This window comes from Roseovarius sp. M141 (assembly GCF_024355225.1).
Classification (GTDB): Bacteria; Pseudomonadota; Alphaproteobacteria; order Rhodobacterales; family Rhodobacteraceae; genus Roseovarius.
The window spans coordinates 255,753-276,746 of record NZ_VCNH01000008.1 but is presented as its reverse complement, the minus strand read 5'-3'; the positions used below and the strand labels follow the sequence as shown (position 1 = coordinate 276,746).

Here is a 20,994-nt window from a genome sequence, read left to right as displayed (position 1 = left end):
GGCACGGCTTGGTCCGCCGCGCTTTCATGCTGCGCGCCGCACTGGTCGCGGCGCTGATCCTGCCCCTCGCTGCTTGCCTTGGCGGCGAGGGCGCGACCGGCCTTGCCGCCAAGGCTGGGGGCGGACAGCGCAGCGCGGCATTCTATGGTGGTGATGTGATCGTGACCGGCCCGCCGGGCTATTGCGTCGATCCAAATAGCGTTCAGCGCAGGGCCGACAGTGGCTTTGCCCTGATGGCCAGCTGCGGACATCTGAGCACCGCGCCCAGTGGCTATGTCCCCGCCGCCGTCATCACCGCGTCTGTCCTGCCGCGTGACGCGAGCGCGTCGATACCGACAGCTGCGCGGCTGGCCGGGCCTTGGGTGGATGCCGGGGTGGCGCAGCAGATCGACACGGATGACATTGCCCTGATTCAGGTCGCCCGAGGCGGCGACAGCCTGCTACCCTCAGGTGATCCGCGTCACTGGCGCGGTGCGATGTTGATCGGCGGGCACTTGATCGGCCTTGCCGTATACGGCGATGCAGGCGCGGACGTTTCGGGCAATGCGGGCCGGGCGCTATTGACTGATACGGCCGCGGCGATGCTTGCGGCCAGCCCCGTGCGTGCGCCGAAATAGACAAAGGCGCGCGCGTCCCCGAAGGCCGACCCGCAAGGGCGGCACCCTCGGGCAAGATGGTGTCGCGCCAAAATCTGCGCGTCAGACCTAGGTAAGCCGAATAAATGTCGGCAAGGTTTCGTAAGCCGACTTAATTTTATAGAAGGCATCGCTAGTGCAAGGTAGAAACAGGGTAGAGGGGAAGGGGTTACAGTATATGCAACTGCGCAGTGCTTTTGTGGACTGGATCGTGCATCGGCGCGGGCTGCGCCGCTGGACCCGCGCTGCCCGCCGCGCACCCGAGATGCCCCTTGCCGAACTGCGGAGCGAACGTAGCAAGGCCCGCCATCTGCTATATTTTCTGCATGAAATGGTGGCCATCGCGGAAAACCGGCTGGCGCGACCGATCGTTGGGTCGAACGCGTTTCCCACACCACACGGCACCGATTGGGAATGGCGCCCGGCGTTGTGGAACCTGCCGCTGGCCAGCCGCGGCCTGTCATCTGTCGCCAGCAAATCCAAGCTGGGCGATGATCTGACATTGTTTCACGATTGTGCATGGTCCGAGTTGATATTGCGGCAGGTGCGCAACAGCCGCGCGGCGGATCTGGCGCCCTACGGGCTGCGCATGGATGTCTTTGCCTTCGATGGCTCGTTCCTGTCGGTCGTTCTGGACCTGCCGCAGAGCGCGGTCGACGGGCTGAAAAAGTCCCACCTGCTGCGCATGACGACCATCGTCGAGCTGGAAAAACCGCTTGAGGTTTTTGCCCGGATCAACATCAAACACGGCCCGAACACCGAACAGATCGTGCGCAAACTGCCGCCGGACGACGGCGAGATCGTCGTCGAATTCGATCTGGCCTATACCGGCCTCAACGAAAAACGGATCGAGCGTGCCTGGGTCGACCTGATCTTTGAAACCCCCGAGATGAGCCAGATCACCTTGCGTGACCTTACTTTCAGCCGCCGCCCGCGCGCAGAATTCTGAACCGGGAAGGCCCAGACATGAGCATACTGAGATGAGCAATCTTACACTCACCAAGATCCGCCTGTTCGAAGGCGTCTGGGAAGGTCAACTGACCCATGAGGGTGTCAGTAAGGCCCGGCCCGATATCGAGGTCACGCATCTGGAGCGGCCCATTCCCGACGTCCAAATCATCGAAAGCAAGGCAGACGGAGTCTGGACGTTGCGTGTGCCGATCCCCGCCGAAGTCATTGCCGACGGTGTCCAGACCTTCCTGATCCGCGACCGGAGCGCCGACGTGATACTGGACAGTTTCACGCTGATGTCGGGCGATGCGCTGGGCTATGATATCCGGTCCGAAATGGCCCTGCTGCGCGCAGAGCTGGACATGCTGAAACGCGCCTTTCGCCGCCACTGTCTGGAAACGACCTGAGCTACCGGCGCGTGATTCTTCGCGAAAAATGGGGGTGCGGCCTCAGGCGCCCTCGGGTGTGTCATCCGGTCCGGTGAATTCATGCGCGGTCAGGCTGCGCGGGGCGGGCTCGACGTTGGCGGGCTTTTCAACCAGCTGCGATGTGGACGACACGACGCCCAATTCCTCGAACTTGCGGGCAGAGGGCAGAACGCGCCCTTCCAGCGATCCGACGGCCCTGTTGTAGTGATCCACGGATTGGCCCAGCGAGCGGCCGACCTTGCCCAGATGCTCGGCAAAGACGCGCAGGCGGTCGTAGATCTCCTTGGCGGTCTTTTGCACCTCTTCGGCGTTCTCGGCCATCTTGTCCTGCTGCCAGCCATAGGCGATCGCCTTGACCAGCGCCATCAGGGTGGTCGGCGTGGCAATCAGCACCTTGCGCTCGAACGCGTATTCGATCAGGCCGGGGTCGGCCTCGGCGGCGGCGGACACGAACGTCTCGCCGGGGATGAACATCACCACGAAATCGGGGGTCGAGCTGAGGTTGTCGTGATAGGCCTTGGACGACAGATCATTCACATGTTTGCGGACCTGAACCGCGTGCTGCTTGATGAACTGGCTTTGCAATTCGGGCGTGTCGGCCTCCAGCGCGTCCAGATAGGCCGATAGCGGCGTCTTGGCGTCAATGACGATGCTCTTGCCACCTGGGATATGCACGATGGCGTCGGGCCGCCGCTGGCCCTCGTCGGTGTCGAAACTTTTCTCAAGGTGGAAATCGACCCGCTCGGTCATGCCGGCCATCTCGAACACCTGCCGCAGTTGCATTTCGCCCCAGCGCCCGCGCGTCTTGGGCGCGCGCAGGGCCTGCACCAGGCGGCGGGTTTCCTGACCCAGATTGGCCTGTCCCTCGGTCAGCGACAGGACCTGCTGCTTGATCGTGCCATAGGCCTCGTTGCGGGCCTTTTCGATTTCGCCCATGCGCAGGTCGAACTTGCCCAGCTTGTCATCCAGCGGCTTCACCAGATCGCGGATCGCGGCGTGGCGGCGGTTCAGATCCTCGTCGGCGGATTGCTTGTGCGTCTTGAAGCGCTCGGACACCAGCGACAGGAATTTTTCGGAATTGGCCGATAGGGCGCCCGAGGCCAGCGCGTGAAAGCGGTCCTCCAGCTGTTTTTTCATGTCCGCCAGATCGGCCAGCCGCTGTTGATGCGTCTCTTGCAGGCTCTCCAGCCGTTGCGCCAGAGACGCGGTTTGCACCTGCTCGTCCAGCAGTTCAGCGCGCAGCGCCTCGATGCGATCCTCCAGCGCGGGAACCCGGTCGGCGAGGGGCTGAATACCGGCCAGATGCCGGTGCAGTCTGTTCGCCTCGGCCTCGTTTCGGCGGGCGCGGCGGGCGGCCAGAAGGGCCACCAGCGCAAGCACCAGCGCCAGCGCGGCGGCGCCTGCGGCGACGGCCTGCCACTGGGGGAGGGTCAGATCCAGATACTGCTGCATGCGCCTGTCCTCGTCGGTGCGGAGATTTGGGCCAACTGGCGTCAAACCCTGCGGGACCGCAACCCGCAAAACGGTTTAGGTGCGCCCGAAAAGCCGTTCGATATCGCTGAGCTTCAGCGCGACATAGGTGGGGCGCCCGTGGTTGCACTGGCCCGACATCGGGGTAGCCTCCATCTCGCGCAGGAGGGCGTTCATCTCGTCCGCCTGCATCCGTCGCCCCGACCGGATCGAGCCGTGGCAGGACATGCGGCTGAGGATCGCGTCGATGCGCGCGCGCAAGGTGTCGCTGCCGCCCTGATCGCTCAACTCGTCCAGCACGTCGAGAATCAGCGCACGCGCATCCACATTTCCCAGAATGGCAGGGGTTTCGCGCACGGCGACGGCGCTGCCGCCGAACGGTTCGATCGTCAGGCCAAGGGGGGCGAGGTCGGGCGCGGCATCGGTCAGGGTGGCGCAATCGGCCTCGGGCAGGTCGATGATCTCGGGGATCAGAAGGGCCTGCGCCGCGATGCCGTGTTCGCCCATCTGGCGTTTCAGCCGCTCGTAGACCAGCCGTTCATGCGCGGCGTGCTGATCGACGATGACGATGCCCTCATCCGTCTGGGCGATGATGTAATTCTCATGCACCTGTGCGCGCGCGGCGCCCAGCGGGGCAGCGGTGAGGGGCTCGTCCGCCGGGTGCTGGTTGGCTGGCACAGGCTCGGCGCGCGCACTGTAGCTGCCCTGCATTTCGGCAAAGCTGGGGGCCTGACCGGCATAGCTGGCGGCGCGGGCCTGCGCGGATGGGCGGTCCATCTGGTAGACGCGCGGGGGGCCTGTCGGCTCGGGCGTGAACGCGCCCAGCGTGCCCGCAGCGACAGTCGAGGAGGCACGATGCCCCGCGCCGGCCAGCGCATGGCGCAGGCCCGACACGATCAGCCCGCGCACGGTGCCGGGATCGCGAAAGCGCACCTCGGACTTGGCTGGATGCACGTTGACGTCCACCAAGTTGGGCGCGCAATCGATGAACAGCGCCGCCACCGGATGCCGGTCGCGGCTGAGAACGTCCATATACCCCGCACGCAGGGCGCCGATCAGCATGCGGTCGCGCACCGGGCGGCCATTGACGAACAGATACTGCGCCACCGCCGCGCCGCGCGAATAGGTCGGCAGGCCCGCGTAGCCGGTCATGTGAAACCCGTCCCGCTCGGCATCGATGCGCATGGAATTGTCAGCAAAATCGCGGCCAATGACGCGGGCCAACCGGGCGTGCAGCGCATCGAACAGATCGCCGGTTTCGGCGTCGGCGCGGAATGTCTGCCGCCCGTCGCCGCCCCCGGACACATCACGCAGGCTGAAACTGATCGACGGCTCGGCCATCGCCAGCCGCTTGATCACGTCGCCAATCGCCTGCGCCTCGGCGCGATCGGTGCGCATGAATTTCAGCCGTGCAGGTGTGGCGTGGAACAGATCGCGCAGCGTGATGACCGTGCCGCCGTTCAAGGCCGCGGGGCGTATATTGCCCACCTTGCCGCCCGTTACGGCGATTTCGGCGCCGTCATGCCCGGCGGCGCGAGACGTCACGGTCAGTCGACCTACGGCACCCAAGGACGCCAGAGCCTCGCCGCGAAAGCCGAAGCTGTGGATGTTCAGCAGATCGCTGCCGTCGATCTTGGACGTGGCGTGGCGGGCCAGTGCCAGCGGCAAATCGCCGGGCGTCATGCCGCAGCCGTCGTCGGCCACCCGGATCAGGGTTTTCCCGCCATCCGCGATGTCGACGGAAATGCGCCGCGCGCCCGCATCTATCGCGTTTTCGACCAGTTCCTTGACCGCCGAGGCGGGCCGCTCCACCACTTCGCCGGCGGCGATACGGTTGATCGCGGCGTCGTCCAATTGGCGAATGACAGGGCCGGGGTGGCCGATATGGGGGGCGTGATGCATCATGCCACAAAACCTAGCATATCGGCGTTCGATTCGGCCACCCGATTGCGCTGTGATGCAAGACGTCCGCCGGTGAGCAAAAAATGGCATGTGGGGCTGTGCGCCCTCCACATTCGGGGTAAAGGACGATAGGGTCGTCCCAATCAGGGGCCAAGCCTCGAAACCGGCCGGGCAGGGCATAGATGAGCAATTCAGGACGCCGCAAGCCACCCTTGGTGGCAGACAAGCGCAAACCCAAGACGAAACCCAAGCCGCCGGCCAAGCCGAGCAGCCCGCGCAAGCCGCGTAAACGCGCGGCGACCAAACCGCGTGGCGGAAATTTCCTCACGCGCGGGATCTTTGGCGTGCTGCGCTGGATCTTTCGCATCGTTTGGGGTGTCGGCTGGCGGTTGACGGCTGTTGCGCTGCTGATGCTGGGCGGCTGGGTCGGCTATTACTACTCCACATTGCCCGAAGCCTCGGCCCTGCTGGACGGGCGGGCGCGGGGATCGGTCACACTACTGGACCGCGACAGCGACGTGTTTGCCTGGCGCGGCGATCAGTTCGGCGGGGCGGTGAACGCGCAAGCGGTGTCGAAACACCTGCGCAACGCGGTGATCGCGACCGAGGACAGGCGATTCTACATGCATCCCGGCGTCGATCCTGTCGGCATCGCCAGCGCGATCAGCATCAACCTGAGCGAGGGGCGCGGGCCGCTTTCGGGCCATGGCGGATCGACGCTGACCCAGCAGACAGCCAAGCTTTTGTGCCTTGGCAACGAATATGTCGAGGCCGACTGGGAGAGCCAGACCGCCTACGAGGCCGATTGCCGCCGCGGATCGCTGGGCCGCAAGGCCAAGGAGGCGGTCTATGCGCTGGCAATGGAGGCCAAGTATTCCAAGGAAGAAATCCTGTCGATCTACCTGAACCGGGCCTATCTGGGCGGCGGCGCCTACGGCGCCGAGGCGGCTGCGCAGCGGTATTTCGGCAAACATGCGGCGCAGTTGAACCCGGCCGAGGGCGCGATGCTGGCGGGGCTGTTGACCGCGCCTTCGACGCTGGCGCCGACCAGTAATATCGAGCGTAGCCAGAACCGCGCGTCGGTCGTGGTCGGCCTGATGCGCGATCAGGGGTTCTTGTCGGATTCCGAGGCCGCCGTTGCACTGGCCAATCCCGCCGAACTGTCGCAGGCAGCCGAGCGGCAGGCAGGCGGGTATTTCGCCGATTGGGTCATGTCGTCCGGTCCCGAATTTTTCACGCGCGACACGACCGAGGATGTCATCATCCGCACCACGCTGGACCAGCGCATCCAGCGCGCCGCCGAGGCCGGGCTGGAGGCAGTTTTCGACGAAAAGCTGCGCAAGGGGTCCAAGGTACAGGCTGCGGTTGTCGTCATGTCGTCGGACGGTGCCGTAAGGGCGATGATCGGCGGGCGCCAGACCAAGGTATCGGGCGCGTTCAACCGCGCAACGCAGGCCAATCGGCAGACCGGCAGCAGCTTCAAACCGTTCGTTTATGCGACCGCGCTGGAGCTGGGCTATTCCAGTCAGGACACGGTGGTTGACGAACCGTATTGCATCAACATCCCCGGCTCGGGTCAGTGGTGCCCCAGCAACTACGACAGGCGGTTTCATGGCCGTGTCACGCTGGCCGATGCGTTGAAGAAGTCCTACAACATTCCCGCCGTCAAGGTCGCGGAAAGCGTCGGACTGGACCTGGTCCGCAAGGTCGCCAGCGATTTCGGCATCCAGAGCGATCTGGCCGCCGGCCCCGCGCTGGCGCTAGGCGCGTCGGAAAGCACCCTGCTGGAAATGACGGGCGCCTTTGCCGGTATCCTCAATGGCGGATCGTCCGTGACGCCCTACGGCCTGATCGAGCTGAAGCTGCTGGGATCGGACCAGCCCGTCATGGGCGCGGGCGGCGGTATTGGCGAGCGTGTCATCCGCGAGGATGCCGCGCGCGAACTGACCTGGATGATGAGCCGTGTCGTCGATGGCGGCACCGGAGCACGGGCCAAGCTGCCGGACCGCGAGGCGGCAGGCAAGACGGGCACGACGCAAGCGGCCCGGGATGCGTGGTTCCTGGGCTTTACCGCCGATTACGTGGCGGGCGTGTGGATGGGATACGACGACAATACGCCACTGACCGGCGTCACCGGCGGCGGCCTGCCGGCCGAAATCTGGCGCGAGGTGATGGTGCGCGTCCAGGAGGGCATGCCAGCCACCCCCCTGCCAATGGATCGCCCCCGCGTGCAGCCCGTTCAGCCGCAGGTGGCCGAGCAGCCACAGCAGCAGGGCACCCAAGGCCGCCAGCCCGCCCCACGTCGGCAACAGAACCGCGAGGGACCGATCACCAGCATCCTGCGCCAACTGTTCGGCGGGTAGTCGGGCGGGTCTGCAGGCGCTGGACAAAAAAATGCGCGGCCCCGAAAAGGCCGCGCGCTGAAACTCTTGAAATGCGCGGGGATTATCCCGCCTGACGCAGATCCGCGATCAGCGCGTCGATATTGCCCTGCCTGCGATCCAGCATCGAGCCGATTTCGGTCCGCTCGCTCAGGCGCAGGCTGATGCCTTCGATCACCATGTCGAAAAACAAATCCCGTCCCGACCGGTCCGACACCAGAAACCGCACGTCAAAAGGCGCCTCGCCGCGCAGGTTCACAAGGCCTTGGACTTCGTACCACGATTTCACCGTGCGCACGCCCTGCACCTCGATCTGGCCGCCCACGAATTCCTTGAACCGCTTGCCGTATTTGCGCGCGATATAGCCACGGAATGCTTCGGTAAACGCGCGCATCTGGGCCGCACTGGCGCGGTTGGCGTCGGCGCCCAGCGTGCTGCGCGCGATCAGGTCGACATCCCCGTACTGGCGAAAAATCGCTTCGAAACCGGCGGTCATGGCGGCCGACGATCCGCGCGAGGCGATGACGCGATTGATTTCACCGACCAGGCCGTCGACCAATTGGCGTGCGCCCGCTTTGGTCAGGGCCATGGCGCCGCGCGGTAATGCGGCGACGCAGGCTGCGCCAAGGCCGACGGTCAATATGCTGCGGCGGGTGACATTACTGCTCATAAGGATCCTCAAAATCTGCACTCACGGCGGGGCGCACGGCCTGCGTCGCCGCATCTGACCCGGTTGTATCGTTGGGGTCGAGATAGGCGTCGCTGCCGCCCCTTCCAACCTTGTAGCGGCGATTCTGCAAGTAAAGCGACCGGGTGGCAGCATAGCTGTCGGCGCTGTCATCGAGGACCGAGTTGATGGATTCACTGTAGCGCCCGCGCCCGGTCAGAGCCCGCGCGCCGCGCGCTGTGGTGGTATAATAGATCTCGGGTTCTTCGATCACATAGCCAAGCGGGTTGGTGAACAAGTCCACCACACGCCCCGCCACTGCCCGGCTGGTCGACGGTCCCAGCAGCGGCAATTCGATATAAGGCCCTTCGTTCACGCCCCATGTATAGAGCGTCTGCCCGAAATCGGCATCGGTCGCGGCGGGCATGTTGAGTTTCGTCGCGACGTCGATCATGCCACCAAGGCCCAGCGTCGAGTTGACAAGAAACCGGTAGAAATCCGAGGTCATGCCCACGCCGTTGCCCTGCAGTGCGCTGTTCACCATGGCGCCGGGCAGCGACAGGTTGGTCGCGAAATTGCTGATCGCCGTTTCGGCGGGGTCGGGCATAATGGCGCTATATCCCTGAGCTACAGGGCGTATAATTGCGCGGTCGACCCGTTTGGAGTTTTCGTGATTGATGCGATTCGATTCCTCGAAGGGATCGTATGGCGCCGCGCGCGTCAGCGCCGGGTCGGGCGAGGCGCAGGCCCCAAGCAGCGCCAGCGCCGTGGCACAAACGACCGCGCGAGGCGTCCAAGTCGCGGAAATAATGGAAAGTCTTGTCAACTGATCACCTTTGGCCAGACTTGATCCGCCACCGTGCAGCGGTGCGAACTTCTGAAAAATGGCACCGTGTCAAAAGGGTGCCGCGACAGGAGCGATGATGATTGCGCGCACACCTTGCCCGCAGGCGCGCCAGCGCCCAGCGCTCTATCCTTCGCGAGTTACCGTTTTTCGCGTCTGCGCGCAAGTATGGCCACTGCCGCGCCGTTTCGCCTGTTCCCTGTTTTTGCCGTTTTCATCTGCCGCCCCAAGCGTTAGCGTCCGGCCCGGAACGATCCGTATCAACCCATCATTCAAGGAGCACGGCACATGGGGAAATTCGAGACGAAACTGGCCGAGATGGGCGTCACCCTGCCGGACGCGCCGGCCCCGGCGGCCAATTATGTGCCGTTCGTGCAGGTTGGCGATATCGTCTATGTGTCGGGGCAGATCTCGCAGGACGCATCCGGCCTGCTGACCGGCAAGCTGGGCGATGACGTGGACGTCGCCGCTGGTGCTGCCGCGGCGCGCGCGTGCGCGATTTCGCTGCTGGCGCAGGTCAAGGCGGCCTGTGGCGGCGATCTGGACCGGCTGGTGCGGGTGGTGAAGCTGGGCGGCTTCGTCAATTCGACGCCCGAGTTCACCCAGCAACCGCAGGTCATCAACGGCGCGTCCGATTTCCTGGCCGAGGCGCTGGGCGACGCGGGCAAGCATGCGCGTGCTGCCGTCTCCGCTGCCTCGCTGCCGCTGGGTGTTGCGGTCGAAATCGAAGGCGTGTTTCAGATCGCATGACGGCCCTCGATCCGGCCTTTCTGCGGCTGCCGCTGGCCCACCGTGCCTTGCACGATCTTCGGGCGGGGCGGCCAGAAAATTCCTGTGCGGCGATCCGTGCGGCGGTGGATGCAGGCTACGGCATCGAGATCGACGTGCAGGTGTCGTCGGACGGCGTCGCCATGGTGTTTCATGACGACGATCTGGATCGACTGACGGATGCCACCGGTCCGGTCCGCGCGCGCAGCGCGGCCGGGCTGGGGGGCATCCCGCTGAAAGGCTCGGATGAGGGCATCCCGACACTGGCCGAAGTGCTGGCGCTGGTCGCAGGGCGTGTGCCGCTGCTGATCGAGGTGAAGGACCAGCACGGCCAGATGGGCCCGGTGGATGGCGTGCTGGAGCAGGCCGTCGCACGCGATCTGATGGGTTACAGCGGCCCCGTCGCCGTGATGTCGTTCAATCCCCATTCCGTTATCGCGCTAAGGAATGCCGCCCCGAATGTGCCGCGCGGGCTTGTCAGCGGCGCCTTCAGGCCCGAGGATTGCCCCGAACTGCCCGAAAATATGCGCGCCCGGCTGCGCGGCATCCCTGATTATGCCGAGGCGGGCGCCTGTTTCATCAGTCACAGGTGGGACGATCTGGACCGCCCCCGCGTGCGCGATCTGGCCGCAGCGGGGGCTGCGATCCTGTGCTGGACTATCCGCAGCAGGCAGTCCGAAGCTGCCGCGCGCCGTGTGGCCGCGAATATCACGTTCGAGGGGTATCTGCCGGATCTGCAACCTTGAATTGCGCACCGGAAGGCACAGGTTAAGCCGGGGCAGCGGGGCGACCAAACCATGACAACCGGCAGCGAAATCACCATCCGCGCCCATGGCGACCTGAGCGGAATTTCCGCCGCCGCGTGGGACGCCTGTGCCTGCCCCGAGGCGGCGGCGTGCGGTCGCCCCGCCGATCCCTTTACCACCTACCGGTTTCTCAAGGCGCTGGAGGATAGCGGCTCGGTCGGGGTCGGCACTGGCTGGCAGGCGCAATACCTGACTGCCGAGACGGGCGGGCAGATTATTGCCTGCGCGCCGCTTTACGCCAAATCGCACAGTCAGGGCGAATACGTCTTTGATCACGGGTGGGGCGATGCCTATCAGCGGGCCGGCGGGCGCTACTACCCCAAGATGCAGATGGCGGTGCCGTTCACGCCGGTGACGGGCCGCCGTTTCCTGACCCGTCCGGGGTTTCAGGATATGGGCCGCGCCGCGCTGATGCAGGGCGCCGTGCAGATCGCCGAGGGCAACGCGCTGTCATCGCTGCACATTACCTTTTGTACCGAAGACGAGGCCAGGGCCGGCGCCGATATGGGCCTGATGCAGCGCACCGGGCAGCAGTTTCACTGGGTGAACGACGGCTATGGTGATTTTGACGCATTCCTTGCCGTTCTAAGTGCGCGCAAGCGCAAGAATATTCGCAAGGAACGGCGCATCGCGCAGGATTTCGGCGGGCAGATCGTGCACCTGACCGGGGACGCGATAGAGCCCGCGCATTGGGACGCGGTCTGGCAGTTCTATCAGGATACCGGCGCGCGCAAATGGGGCACACCCTACCTGACGCGCGCCTTTTTCGACATCGCGAATCAGACCTTGCGGGATGACATTCTGTTGATCCTTGCGCTGCGGGATGGGCAACCGGTGGCGGGTGCGGTAAACTTCATCGGTGCATCGGCATTATATGGCCGCTACTGGGGCTGCGCCGAGGATCATCCGTGCCTGCATTTCGAGCTGTGTTACTATCAGGCGATTGACTACGCGCTGACCCATGGCCTGACCCGGGTCGAGGCCGGCGCGCAGGGCGAGCATAAGCTGGCCCGTGGATACCTGCCCGTGCCCACCCGTTCGCTGCACTGGATCCGTGATGCGGGTTTTGCCGAAGCGGTGGCGCAGTTTTTGCGCGCCGAGGGCGCGGCGGTAGAGCAGGATATAGAGATACTGACGTCCTACGGGCCGTTCAGGAAAACCCCGAAGGAGGATCACCAATGACCGAGAAGCTCAGCGATACCGCGCGTACGACCATGATCGACCCTCTGCTGAACGAGGGATGGAGCCTGGTTGACGGGCGCGATGCGATTACCAAGGAGTTCAAGTTCGCAGATTTCACAGAGGCGCTGGGCTGGATGGTGCGCGCCGGCGTCTGGGCCGAAAAATGGAACCACCATCCCGAGTGGAGCAACGTCTATAACAAGGTTTCGGTGACGTTGAGCACGCATGATGTCGACGGGTTGAGCGCGCTGGACGCGAAACTGGCACGTAAAATGGATATTCTGGCGGGCTGACAGCGGCGCGCGGGCGAAAATTCGCGAATTTTCGGGGTGGTTTTGCAAGCGGCGGCGCGGATGGTAGACGCCGCCGCTTTTGGTGGGAAGAGAAGAGGGGCGTTGCGCGCGTTTCGCCTCAAGTGAGTGTCTCAAGTTTAAGGCGAAACGCTTTAGGATATTTTCAGCAAGAAGAGTGGGCGCTTACATCGCTTCCAGGAGAGCCTCGCCTGCGGATACGTTACACAGGCCCGGGTTTTCCTCTTCGTGGAGCAGCGTGACGGTACCATCCTCGACCAGCATCGCGTAGCGCTTTGAGCGGTCGATCAGGCCGGCCGGGGGGGCGGTGAAGTCCATGCCCATCGCCTTGGTGAAGGTGCTTTCGGCGTCGCCCAGCATGGTGATGCCGGCGGCGGTGGCGCCTGTCGCCTCGCCCCATGCGCCCATGACGAAGGGGTCATTGACCGAGATGCAGATGATCTCGTCCACGCCTTTGGCGGCGAATTGGTCTGCGGTGCGCACGAAACTGGGCACGTGTGCGGTGGTGCAAACGCCGGTATAGGCCCCCGGAACGGCAAAGATCACCACCTTGCGGCCGGCTGTCTGGGCTGCCAGATCGACAGGTTCTGGGCCGTCTGCGCCAAGGCGGGTGAGGGTGGCGGTGGGCAGTTTGTCGCCCTTGGAAATGGACATGATCGCATCCTGACTGTTGATTGCACTGATATGGCCAATCGATATAGGCTATGTGCTGGCTGAGCCAATGAAAAGTACTGGCGCCCCAAGCGGACAGGAGCGGGACATGTCGAATATCGTGGTCATCGGTGCGGGGCAGGCGGGTGCGTCGCTGGTCGCACGTTTGCGCAAGAACGGGCATGAGGGCACGATCACGCTGATCGGTGAAGAGACGTCGCCGCCCTACCAGCGCCCACCGCTGTCCAAGGCGTATCTGCTGGGGGATATGGATCTGGAGCGGCTCTATCTGCGTCCGTTGAGTTATTACGCGGAGGTGCGTGTTGATCTGCGTCTGGGCACACGGGTGGATCGGATAGACCCTGCCACGCGGCAGGTGCATATCGGGGATGAGGTGGTGCCTTTTGACACGCTTGTGCTGACCACGGGGTCGGCGCCCCGGCGCCTGCCTGCTGCTATTGGCGGCGCTCTGGAGGGCGTGCATGTGGTGCGCGATCTGACCGATGTGGATGCGATGGAACCGCGGTTTGGCCCCGGCGCGAAGGTTCTGATCGTCGGTGGCGGTTATATCGGGCTGGAGGCGGCGGCGGTTGCGGCCAAGAAGGGCCTGAACGTCACGCTGGTCGAGATGGCCGAGCGGATCCTGCAACGGGTCGCGGCCCCGGAGACGTCGGATTTCTTTCGCGCGCTGCACCGCGAGAACGGCGTCGATATTCGCGAAGGTGTGGGGCTGGACCGGTTGCTGGGCGAGGGGCATGTTTCCGGCGCGCGGCTGAGTGACGGGACCGAAATCGAGGTGGATTTCGTCATCGTCGGGGTTGGCATCGCACCCGGCACCGCACTGGCCGAGGCGGCGGGTCTGGAGATCGACAATGGCATCAAGGTGGATGCGCAGGGCCGCACCAGCGATCCGGCGATCTGGGCAGCGGGCGATTGTGCGTCCTTCCCGCATGGCGAAGGGCGGTTGCGTCTGGAAAGCGTGCCGAACGCTATCGACATGGCCGAATGCGTTGCGGACAACATCATGGGCGCGGGCAAGGTATATGTGCCGCAGCCGTGGTTCTGGTCGGATCAGTATGACGTCAAGTTGCAGATCGCCGGGCTGAATGTGGGCTATGACCGCATTATCGCGCGACCCGGCAGCAGCGAAGGCTCGGCGTCGTTCTGGTATTACGCGGGCGATCGCCTGCTGGCTGTGGATGCGATGAACGAGCCGCGCGCCTACATGGTGGGAAAACGGCTGATCGATGCTGGAAAATCGCCGTCGCCTGACGCCGTGACGGATCCCGAAACCGACCTCAAATCTTTGCTGAAGTGAGGATCATCGCCGGAGAGGCGCGCGGCCGCCGCCTGGCCGCGCTGGGCAAGGGCGACGCCGCCGCGCAGCTGCGCCCCACGTCCGACCGGGTGCGCGAAAGCCTGTTCAGCGTTCTGACGGGATTGGGCGTGGTCGAGGATGCCGAGGTGCTGGACCTCTTTGCCGGTACGGGTGCGCTGGGGCTGGAGGCGCTGTCGCGCGGCGCGACATCGGCCCGTTTTGTGGAAAATGGGCGCACCGCGCTGGGTTTGCTGGATCAGAACATCCGCCTGACGGGCATGGCGGATCGCGCAACGGTGCTGCGCCGTGATGTCGGGCGTCTTGGCCCTGTCTCGGGCGCGCCCGTGACGCTGGTGTTCATGGACCCACCCTATGGCCGCGGTCTGGGCGAGGTGGCACTGGGCGCCGTGATCGCCGGTGGCTGGCTGGCCCCCGGCGCCCTGATCGTGTGGGAGGAAAGCGCAGCGATCACCCCGCCAACCGGCTGCACCCTGCGCGACCAGCGCCGTTATGGCGATACGCAGATTTCGCTGATGGACTGGGCGGGATAGCAGGCGGGGGTGCCCAGCGTTCAGAACGGCAGGTCGCGCCCTTCAAGGACGTGAAACGGATAGGCCTTGCCGTCCATCACCCAGGCAAAGCCTGCATCGGTGTGCAGCACAGTGTATCCGGTCCAGCCGACTGCGTCGAAAAAGCTCTCATATTGATGGCTTTCCGGGTTGACGCGCCACTTGCCTGTCAGGGGGTCGGCGTTCGCGGGGACGAAGATTGTCGTTCCATCGGGGGCGAAATAGGATTTATAGGCAGTCCCGTCCCACTGTCCTTCGACGGTGTTGCCCGACAGGAGGCGCGCGATCTCGTCGGCGCTCATTCTGGTTTCCTGAGCAAAGGCAGACGCACCCAAGCTGCTCAGTGCGAGCACGCAGAGCGCGGCGGCGTTGAAGAAAAAGCGACGTCTCATGGCGGTGATGTCCTTTTGTCTACGGTCGGAACTGACCCCGCGATATGCCGGTTGGCTTGCCCCGCAAGGTTCAACCGAGTGAGGATAGCGCAGCACCGGGCATTTTCAAGCTGCCTCTGAGCGGCGCGGCTGGATCAGGATGGCGCGAAAATCGTTGACGTTGGTCAGCGTCGGGCCGGTCACGACCTGCGCGCCCAGTGCCCCGAAAAAGCTGTGGGCGTCATTCTGTGCCAGAGCATCGGCGGGGTCGACGCCGCGCTGCGCGGCGCTGGGCAAGGTGTCCGGGCCGACTTGGGCACCGGCGACTTCGGCGGCGCCGTCGACGCCGTCGGTATCGCAGGCGATGGCGCTGATGCCCGGCGCGCCGTTCAGCGCAATGGCCAGTGCCAGCGCATATTCGGCATTGGGTCCGCCGATGCCATTTCCGCGCCGCGTCACCGTCAACTCGCCCCCGGTGAGCAGAAGGATGGGCGCGTTGCCCGGTGCCATGTCGGCCTGAACCTCCAGTGCCTGCTGCGCGTGCAGGGCGGCGACCTCGCGCGCCTCGCCCTCCAGATCGTCTGCACCGATCCGGGCGTCCAGCCCTTCGGTGCGGGCCAGTTCGGCAGCGGCGGCCAGCGATTGAGACGGTGCGGCGTACATGACGTTCTGCACATGCGAGAGGCGGGAATCACCCGGAGGGACCGCATCGCCCGGCCCCGTCAATGCGGTGCGCACGGATGCGGGAATGTCGATGCCGTAACGGTCGAGAATCGCCAGCGCGTCCTGTGGTGTGCTGCCTTCGCCCACGGTCGGTCCCGATCCGATCATCGCCGGATCGTCCCCCGGCACGTCCGATATCAGCAGTGCCAGCATAGGCGCAGGATGGGCGGCGGCGGCCAGCCGCCCGCCTTTGACGCGGCTCAGATGCTTGCGCACCATGTTCATCTGCCCGATGGGCGCGCCCGAGGCCAGCAGCGCCTGATTGACCGCCTGCTTTTCGGCCAGCGTGATGGTGCCGGCCGGGGCGACCAGCAGCGCCGACGCCCCGCCCGAGATCAGCGCCAGCACGAAATCGTCTTCGCCGGCGCCGTGCAGTAGCGCCATCATATCGGTGGTGGCTGCCAGCCCGGCGGCGTCCGGCACCGGATGGGCCGCCTCGACGATGCGCACGCCCTTGCAGGGCCGACCATAGCCGTAGCGGGTGATGACCAGCCCCTCGCAGGGGCCCCATTCGGCCTCGACCGCCTCGGCCATGCGAGCCGACGCCTTGCCCGCCCCGACCACCAGAACGCGCCCGGCGGGGCGGGGCGGCAGGGAGGTGGCCAGGCTTTGCATCGGGTCGGCGACCTCGACCGCGCGGTCAAACAGGCGGCGCAAGAGCGTTGCGGAATTATCGGTCACGGGGCGGCCTCATTTTTATGTCACAGCGGCTATGTTAGCGATCACATGCGCCGACAGACAAGAGCTTTGTGCATGTGGGGTGCCGCCCGCGCGCTTGACAATGGCGGGGCGCCGCGCGACAGAGCGGCCATGTTCATGACCTTTCTTCACGTGGCTCTGGGCGGTGCCATCGGCGCCAGCCTGCGTTTTGGCGCTGGGCTGTGGCTTGCGCGCATGGCAATACCCAACTTACCGCTGGCCGTGATGTCGGTCAATGTCATCGGATCGTTCCTGATGGGCGCGTTTGCCGTCTGGTCGCTGGAGCGCGGACATGAGGCCCTTAACCCGTTCGTGATGACCGGTATTCTGGGTGGGTTCACCACCTTTTCGGCGTTCTCGCTCGAGGTGCTGACTCTTATCGAACTGGGGGAATTCGCCATGGCGCTGCTGTATGTCGCGCTGTCAGTGGGACTGTCGATTGGCGCCTTGGCGCTGGGATTATGGTTAATGCGGGGTGTGCTGGCATGAGCGGCGTTCAGACGATCTATGTATCAAAGGACGACACGGATCAGCGGTTGGACCGCTGGTTGCGTCGCCAGTTTCCGCATTTGCAGCAGGGCCGTATCGAGAAGATGTGCCGCAAGGGCGACCTGCGCGTCGATGGCGGTCGGGTCAAGGCCGCGACGCGGCTGGAGGTGGGGCAGGCCGTCCGCATCCCGCCGCTGCCCGACCCGGCCGAGGCAAACGCGCGGGCGCGCGCCCACGTCACCGATGCCGACGCGGCGATGATCCGCGCCTGCGTGATCTACCGTGACGATCACGTGATCGCGCTGAACAAGCCGCCGGGGTTGCCGGTGCAGGGCGGCTCGAAACAGACGCGCCATGTTGATGGTCTGGCCGAGGCCCTGCGCTTTGGCATGGAAGAAAAGCCGCGGCTGGTGCACCGGCTGGACAAGGATACCTCCGGCGTTCTGGTGCTGGCCCGCACGCGCGAGGCGGCCAAGGGGCTGACCGCCGCGTTCCGCCATCGCAACACCCGCAAGCTGTACTGGGCCGCCGTTGCCGGTGTGCCGACGCCGCGCATGGGCACGATCAAGTTCGGTCTGGTCAAGGCGCTCGGCCACGGCGCCAAGGGCGAGGGCGAAAAGATGCACGCCCTGCATCCGCGCGATGTCGAGGACACCCCCGGCGCGAAACACGCCACCACCGATTACGCAGTGCTGGAGGCGGTGGGCGCGCGGGCATCCTGGTGCGCCTTGGTGCCGGTTACGGGCCGCACCCATCAATTGCGTGCGCATATGGCCGAGCTGGGGCATCCGGTGGTTGGCGATGGCAAATATGGCGGTTCGGGGCAGGAAAACCTGGGCGATGGCTGGGGCGCGCAACTGGGCGGCGACATCAGCAAGAAGCTGCATCTGCATGCCCGCTCGCTGAAGATCGAGCATCCGGTGACGCGCGCGATGTTGCATCTGACCGCGCCGCTGCCAGCGCATATGCAGCATACCTGGGACACCTTCCAATGGTCGCCCGCCGACGTGCCCGCCGATCCGTTCGAGGGACTGGAATGACGGCACCGCTGCGCCTGATCATTTTCGACGTGGATGGTACGCTGGTCGACAGTCAGGGCGATATCGTCGCGTCCATGCACCACGCCTTTGCCGAGGTTGGCGCACCCGTGCCTGACCGCGCGGCGATCATAGGCATTATCGGGCTGTCGCTGGATGTGGCGATGGCGCGGCTTGCACCGGATCTTGGGCCAGCTGCGCATGATGCCCTCGTCGAAGGGTACAAGCGCAGCTACATGGGCCTGCGCGCGCAGGCGGGCGCGGCGCAATCCTCGCCGTTGTTTCCCGGCACGCGCGGCATGCTGGAGGCGCTGGCCGCGCGGAATGATCTGCTGCTGGGTGTCGCCACCGGCAAATCGCGTCGCGGGCTGGACAAACTGCTGGAGGGGCACGGCCTGAATGGCCTGTTTGTCACAGAGCAGGTCGCCGATCATCACCCGTCAAAACCTCACCCGGCCATGCTGCACACCGCGCTGGCCGAGACGGGGACAGACCCGCGCGATGCGGTGATGATCGGGGACACGACATACGATATGGACATGGCCCGCGCGGCCGGTCTGCGCTGCATCGGCGTTGAATGGGGATATCACCCCGCCGCCGATCTGCGGGCCGACCACATGTTGACCGGTTGGGCCGATCTGCCCGGCTGCCTTGCGCAAATGTGGGGCGTGCCGGCATGACCGAGTGGGCCGCCAAGAGGTTCTGGACGGGCGCGACCGTTACCGAAGCGGAAACGGGCTATGGCATCGCGCTGGATGGCCGCGCGGTGAAAACACCGGCAAAGATGCCGCTGGCCGTGCCGACCCGCGCGCTGGCTGCTGCCATCGCCGCCGAGTGGGACGCCGTGGGCGAGCGGATAGATCCGCGCGCCATGCCGATGACCCGCTCGGCCAATGCCGCCATCGACAAGGTCGCACATCAGCACGGCGAAGTGGCCGACATGATCGCCGCCTATGGCGGGACGGATCTGCTGTGCTACCGCGCCACCAACCCGCAGGAACTGGTCCTGCGCCAGTCCGAGGAATGGGATCCGTTGCTGGATTGGGCCGATTCGGCGCTGGGCGTGCGGCTACGCCCGGTCACGGGCGTAATGCCCGAGGCGCAGGATCCTGCGGCGCTGGCCGCATTGCGCGCGCGTGTCCATGCGCACGATCCGTTCGCTCTTGCCGCGCTGCATGATCTGGTGGCGTTGTCGGGATCGCTGATCATCGGGCTGGCGGCAGAGGCAGATGCACGGGACATCGCAACGCTCTGGCAAGTCTCGCGTCTTGACGAGGCATGGCAAGCCGAACTGTGGGGCGCGGACGAAGAGGCCGAGGACATGGCCGCCGTCAAGCGCGCGGCGTTTTTACACTCTAAGGAATTTTTCCTGCTTCTGGGTGAAGCCAGTGCCCCGTCAACCCCTACCTAACTTGGGGTCAAGGGGTGAATAGGCAACTACTTTTGATCATGCGATACTTGACCTAGAAGAGTAAACTCCGCCAGACTGTGCCGCACTGTGTGGGCCTGTTCTTGCTGTTTTTCCTTGGTCTGTGCACGCCAAAAAAAATCCACTCGATTATGAAGTGTGAAAAATCAGGAAGAGTAACGATGAACAAATCTGCAATTCTCGGCGCGCTGGCATTGGTTTGCCTTTCCGCCGGGGCCTCTGGCGCTGGGACGCTGGATGATGTGAAGGCGCGTGGTACGCTGAATTGTGGCGTCACGACAAGGCTTGTGGGCTTTGCCGCGCAGGATGCGAACGATGAATGGCAGGGCTTTGACGTGGCAATCTGCCGGGCGGTTGCCGCTGCGGTGCTGGGCGATCGCAACGCTGTCAAATTTGTCCCGACGACCGGCAAGACGCGCTTTGACGCATTGTCCACGACGGAAGTTGATCTTTTGGCGCGGAACACGACATGGACGTTCAGCCGCGATGTTGACGAGAGGTTTGAGTTCGTCGGCGTCAATTATTACGATGGTCAGGGGTTCCTGGTCCCAAAGGAAATGCCCGTTACGTCTGCCAAGGATCTGAATGGCGCGACGATCTGCGTTCTGAACGGCAGTACGTCCGACCTGAATCTGGCCGATTATTTCCGCAAGAACAATATGGGTTTCAAACGCTTGGCGGTCGAGAGCAACGTAGAGGGCCAGAAGGAGTATCTGGTCGGCGCCTGCGATGCCTATACCGCCGACATGTCTGGTCTGGCCTCGATCCGGGCCACATTCGAAGTGCCGGGCGAGCATATCCTGCTACCAGAAATCATCTCGAAAGAGCCGCTTGCGCCGCTGGTTCGCCAGGGCGACAGCGAGTGGGCCGATGTCGTCCGCTGGACGCTGAACGCGCTGATCGCCGCCGAGGAACTGGGCATCACCAGTGCCAATATTGTCGAGCTGTCGGCGCAGGTCGGCGACGTACCTGAAATCAACCGGATCCTCGGCACCGAGGGCAATCTGGGCGAGCAGCTGGGCCTTACCGCGGACTGGGCCAAGAATGCGATCATTGCCGGCGGCAACTATGGCGAGATCTTTGAGAAGAACATCGGCGAAGCCTCACCCATCGGTCTGGCGCGCGGTTTGAACGCACAATGGACGGATGGTGGCCTGCTGTATGCGCCCCCCTTCCGCTAAATATATCTGCCCCAAGGGCAGAGCTGTACAGGATACTTGAATCGCGATTCTTGTTGACGTCAGGGTAGGGGCTTATTCTACTTCCTCCGACACCCTTTTGCGGAATACCTCGGCGGGTCTCTTCCAGCCGAGGTATTTGCGGGGGTGCGTTGTTGGGGCGATCACTGATCATCTTCGTGGAT

The 20,994-nt window shown here is 64.6% G+C and carries 22 protein-coding genes; 15 read left to right on the top strand and 7 right to left on the bottom strand.

Annotation, left to right across the window (positions count from 1 at the left end; genetic code table 11):
• The first annotated feature begins 8 nt into the window (after nt 1-8).
• The 3 genes from FGD77_RS05435 (at nt 9) to FGD77_RS05425 (ending at nt 1,993) form a co-directional block, all read left to right on the top strand.
• Entirely contained in the window at nt 9-617 is a 609-nt protein-coding gene (locus FGD77_RS05435) for a hypothetical protein (RefSeq protein WP_255007147.1), read from the top strand.
• A gap of 196 nt (nt 618-813) precedes the next feature.
• Complete coding sequence (locus FGD77_RS05430) at nt 814-1,584, top strand: DUF6478 family protein (protein WP_255007146.1); 771 nt, start codon at nt 814-816, stop codon at nt 1,582-1,584.
• Nucleotides 1,585-1,615: 31 nt separating this feature from the next.
• Entirely contained in the window at nt 1,616-1,993 is a 378-nt protein-coding gene (locus tag FGD77_RS05425; protein WP_255007145.1) for a hypothetical protein, read from the top strand.
• A gap of 42 nt (nt 1,994-2,035) precedes the next feature.
• On the opposite strand, the gene rmuC is transcribed toward FGD77_RS05425, so the two are convergent.
• Both rmuC and mutL read right to left on the bottom strand, forming a co-directional pair.
• Nucleotides 2,036-3,466, bottom strand: a complete 1,431-nt coding sequence (rmuC, locus tag FGD77_RS05420) for a DNA recombination protein RmuC (protein WP_255007144.1) — start codon at nt 3,464-3,466, stop codon at nt 2,036-2,038.
• A gap of 75 nt (nt 3,467-3,541) precedes the next feature.
• Nucleotides 3,542-5,389, bottom strand: a complete 1,848-nt coding sequence (mutL, locus tag FGD77_RS05415; RefSeq protein WP_255007142.1) for a DNA mismatch repair endonuclease MutL — start codon at nt 5,387-5,389, stop codon at nt 3,542-3,544.
• Between the two features lie 179 nt (nt 5,390-5,568).
• Between mutL and FGD77_RS05410 the strand changes: the two genes are divergently transcribed.
• Entirely contained in the window at nt 5,569-7,749 is a 2,181-nt protein-coding gene (locus FGD77_RS05410; RefSeq protein WP_255007140.1) for a transglycosylase domain-containing protein, read from the top strand.
• A gap of 82 nt (nt 7,750-7,831) precedes the next feature.
• On the opposite strand, the gene FGD77_RS05405 is transcribed toward FGD77_RS05410, so the two are convergent.
• Together FGD77_RS05405 and FGD77_RS05400 are read right to left on the bottom strand one after the other, a co-directional pair.
• A complete protein-coding gene (locus FGD77_RS05405) occupies nt 7,832-8,437 on the bottom strand; it encodes a phospholipid-binding protein MlaC (RefSeq protein WP_255007138.1) in 606 nt (201 codons plus the stop codon).
• The gene (locus FGD77_RS05400; RefSeq protein ID WP_255007136.1) at nt 8,427-9,260 is read right to left on the bottom strand and encodes a VacJ family lipoprotein; all 834 of its coding nucleotides are present in this window, start codon (nt 9,258-9,260) and stop codon (nt 8,427-8,429) included. The genes FGD77_RS05405 and FGD77_RS05400 overlap by 11 nt, the downstream gene beginning before the upstream one ends.
• Nucleotides 9,261-9,566: 306 nt before the next feature.
• Between FGD77_RS05400 and FGD77_RS05395 the strand changes: the two genes are divergently transcribed.
• Genes FGD77_RS05395 through FGD77_RS05380 form a run of 4 tightly spaced genes read left to right on the top strand, consistent with a single transcriptional unit; the run spans nt 9,567 to nt 12,327 of the window.
• Complete coding sequence (locus FGD77_RS05395) at nt 9,567-10,028, top strand: RidA family protein (RefSeq protein ID WP_255007134.1); 462 nt, start codon at nt 9,567-9,569, stop codon at nt 10,026-10,028.
• The gene (locus tag FGD77_RS05390) at nt 10,025-10,792 is read left to right on the top strand and encodes a glycerophosphodiester phosphodiesterase family protein (protein WP_255007132.1); all 768 of its coding nucleotides are present in this window, start codon (nt 10,025-10,027) and stop codon (nt 10,790-10,792) included. Before FGD77_RS05395 ends, FGD77_RS05390 begins: the two co-directional genes overlap by 4 nt.
• Before the next feature lie 51 nt (nt 10,793-10,843).
• The gene (locus tag FGD77_RS05385) at nt 10,844-12,034 is read left to right on the top strand and encodes a GNAT family N-acetyltransferase (protein ID WP_255007129.1); all 1,191 of its coding nucleotides are present in this window, start codon (nt 10,844-10,846) and stop codon (nt 12,032-12,034) included.
• Nucleotides 12,031-12,327 carry a 4a-hydroxytetrahydrobiopterin dehydratase gene (locus FGD77_RS05380; RefSeq protein WP_255007126.1) on the top strand — a complete coding sequence of 99 codons (297 nt, stop codon included), beginning with the start codon at nt 12,031-12,033 and terminating at the stop codon, nt 12,325-12,327. Before FGD77_RS05385 ends, FGD77_RS05380 begins: the two co-directional genes overlap by 4 nt.
• A gap of 183 nt (nt 12,328-12,510) precedes the next feature.
• On the opposite strand, the gene FGD77_RS05375 is transcribed toward FGD77_RS05380, so the two are convergent.
• Complete coding sequence (locus tag FGD77_RS05375) at nt 12,511-12,999, bottom strand: peroxiredoxin (RefSeq protein WP_255007124.1); 489 nt, start codon at nt 12,997-12,999, stop codon at nt 12,511-12,513.
• A 106-nt stretch (nt 13,000-13,105) separates the two neighbouring features.
• Between FGD77_RS05375 and FGD77_RS05370 the strand changes: the two genes are divergently transcribed.
• Nucleotides 13,106-14,314 (top strand): NAD(P)/FAD-dependent oxidoreductase, encoded by a 1,209-nt coding sequence (locus FGD77_RS05370; protein WP_255007122.1) that lies wholly within the window; start codon nt 13,106-13,108, stop codon nt 14,312-14,314.
• Nucleotides 14,311-14,865 carry a 16S rRNA (guanine(966)-N(2))-methyltransferase RsmD gene (rsmD, locus tag FGD77_RS05365; protein WP_255007120.1) on the top strand — a complete coding sequence of 185 codons (555 nt, stop codon included), beginning with the start codon at nt 14,311-14,313 and terminating at the stop codon, nt 14,863-14,865. Before FGD77_RS05370 ends, rsmD begins: the two co-directional genes overlap by 4 nt.
• Before the next feature lie 20 nt (nt 14,866-14,885).
• Here the strand turns inward: rsmD and FGD77_RS05360 are convergent, their stop codons facing one another.
• Nucleotides 14,886-15,275, bottom strand: a complete 390-nt coding sequence (locus FGD77_RS05360; protein ID WP_255007117.1) for a hypothetical protein — start codon at nt 15,273-15,275, stop codon at nt 14,886-14,888.
• Between the two features lie 105 nt (nt 15,276-15,380).
• Nucleotides 15,381-16,658, bottom strand: a complete 1,278-nt coding sequence (locus FGD77_RS05355; protein WP_255007116.1) for a glycerate kinase — start codon at nt 16,656-16,658, stop codon at nt 15,381-15,383.
• A 129-nt stretch (nt 16,659-16,787) separates the two neighbouring features.
• On the opposite strand from FGD77_RS05355, the gene crcB reads away from it, so the two are divergent.
• The 5 genes from crcB to FGD77_RS05330 all read left to right on the top strand — a co-directional run bounded on the left by crcB (nt 16,788) and on the right by FGD77_RS05330 (nt 20,812).
• The gene (crcB, locus tag FGD77_RS05350; protein WP_255014093.1) at nt 16,788-17,165 is read left to right on the top strand and encodes a fluoride efflux transporter CrcB; all 378 of its coding nucleotides are present in this window, start codon (nt 16,788-16,790) and stop codon (nt 17,163-17,165) included.
• Nucleotides 17,162-18,205 carry an RluA family pseudouridine synthase gene (locus FGD77_RS05345; protein WP_255007114.1) on the top strand — a complete coding sequence of 348 codons (1,044 nt, stop codon included), beginning with the start codon at nt 17,162-17,164 and terminating at the stop codon, nt 18,203-18,205. Before crcB ends, FGD77_RS05345 begins: the two co-directional genes overlap by 4 nt.
• On the top strand, nt 18,202-18,882 hold the full coding sequence (locus FGD77_RS05340) for an HAD-IA family hydrolase (RefSeq protein ID WP_255007113.1): 681 nt from the start codon (nt 18,202-18,204) through the stop codon (nt 18,880-18,882). Before FGD77_RS05345 ends, FGD77_RS05340 begins: the two co-directional genes overlap by 4 nt.
• Nucleotides 18,879-19,613 (top strand): ATP12 family chaperone protein, encoded by a 735-nt coding sequence (locus FGD77_RS05335; RefSeq protein WP_255007111.1) that lies wholly within the window; start codon nt 18,879-18,881, stop codon nt 19,611-19,613. The genes FGD77_RS05340 and FGD77_RS05335 overlap by 4 nt, the downstream gene beginning before the upstream one ends.
• A 179-nt stretch (nt 19,614-19,792) precedes the next feature.
• Nucleotides 19,793-20,812, top strand: a complete 1,020-nt coding sequence (locus FGD77_RS05330) for an amino acid ABC transporter substrate-binding protein (RefSeq protein WP_255007109.1) — start codon at nt 19,793-19,795, stop codon at nt 20,810-20,812.
• The last annotated feature ends 182 nt before the right edge of the window (nt 20,813-20,994 follow it).

What these genes read in the sequence shown, in the direction of transcription:
- FGD77_RS05430 (WP_255007146.1), top strand. Translation starts at nt 814, where the DNA reads ATGCAACTGCGCAGTGCTTTTGTGGACTGGATCGTGCATCGGCGCGGG.
- FGD77_RS05425 (WP_255007145.1), top strand. Translation starts at nt 1,616, where the DNA reads ATGAGCAATCTTACACTCACCAAGATCCGCCTGTTCGAAGGCGTCTGG.
- rmuC (WP_255007144.1), bottom strand. Translation starts at nt 3,466, where the DNA reads ATGCAGCAGTATCTGGATCTGACCCTCCCCCAGTGGCAGGCCGTCGCC.
- mutL (WP_255007142.1), bottom strand. Translation starts at nt 5,389, where the DNA reads ATGATGCATCACGCCCCCCATATCGGCCACCCCGGCCCTGTCATTCGC.
- FGD77_RS05410 (WP_255007140.1), top strand. Translation starts at nt 5,569, where the DNA reads ATGAGCAATTCAGGACGCCGCAAGCCACCCTTGGTGGCAGACAAGCGC.
- FGD77_RS05405 (WP_255007138.1), bottom strand. Translation starts at nt 8,437, where the DNA reads ATGAGCAGTAATGTCACCCGCCGCAGCATATTGACCGTCGGCCTTGGC.
- FGD77_RS05395 (WP_255007134.1), top strand. Translation starts at nt 9,567, where the DNA reads ATGGGGAAATTCGAGACGAAACTGGCCGAGATGGGCGTCACCCTGCCG.
- FGD77_RS05390 (WP_255007132.1), top strand. Translation starts at nt 10,025, where the DNA reads ATGACGGCCCTCGATCCGGCCTTTCTGCGGCTGCCGCTGGCCCACCGT.
- FGD77_RS05385 (WP_255007129.1), top strand. Translation starts at nt 10,844, where the DNA reads ATGACAACCGGCAGCGAAATCACCATCCGCGCCCATGGCGACCTGAGC.
- FGD77_RS05380 (WP_255007126.1), top strand. Translation starts at nt 12,031, where the DNA reads ATGACCGAGAAGCTCAGCGATACCGCGCGTACGACCATGATCGACCCT.
- FGD77_RS05375 (WP_255007124.1), bottom strand. Translation starts at nt 12,999, where the DNA reads ATGTCCATTTCCAAGGGCGACAAACTGCCCACCGCCACCCTCACCCGC.
- FGD77_RS05370 (WP_255007122.1), top strand. Translation starts at nt 13,106, where the DNA reads ATGTCGAATATCGTGGTCATCGGTGCGGGGCAGGCGGGTGCGTCGCTG.
- FGD77_RS05360 (WP_255007117.1), bottom strand. Translation starts at nt 15,275, where the DNA reads ATGAGACGTCGCTTTTTCTTCAACGCCGCCGCGCTCTGCGTGCTCGCA.
- crcB (WP_255014093.1), top strand. Translation starts at nt 16,788, where the DNA reads ATGTTCATGACCTTTCTTCACGTGGCTCTGGGCGGTGCCATCGGCGCC.
- FGD77_RS05345 (WP_255007114.1), top strand. Translation starts at nt 17,162, where the DNA reads ATGAGCGGCGTTCAGACGATCTATGTATCAAAGGACGACACGGATCAG.
- FGD77_RS05340 (WP_255007113.1), top strand. Translation starts at nt 18,202, where the DNA reads ATGACGGCACCGCTGCGCCTGATCATTTTCGACGTGGATGGTACGCTG.
- FGD77_RS05335 (WP_255007111.1), top strand. Translation starts at nt 18,879, where the DNA reads ATGACCGAGTGGGCCGCCAAGAGGTTCTGGACGGGCGCGACCGTTACC.
- FGD77_RS05330 (WP_255007109.1), top strand. Translation starts at nt 19,793, where the DNA reads ATGAACAAATCTGCAATTCTCGGCGCGCTGGCATTGGTTTGCCTTTCC.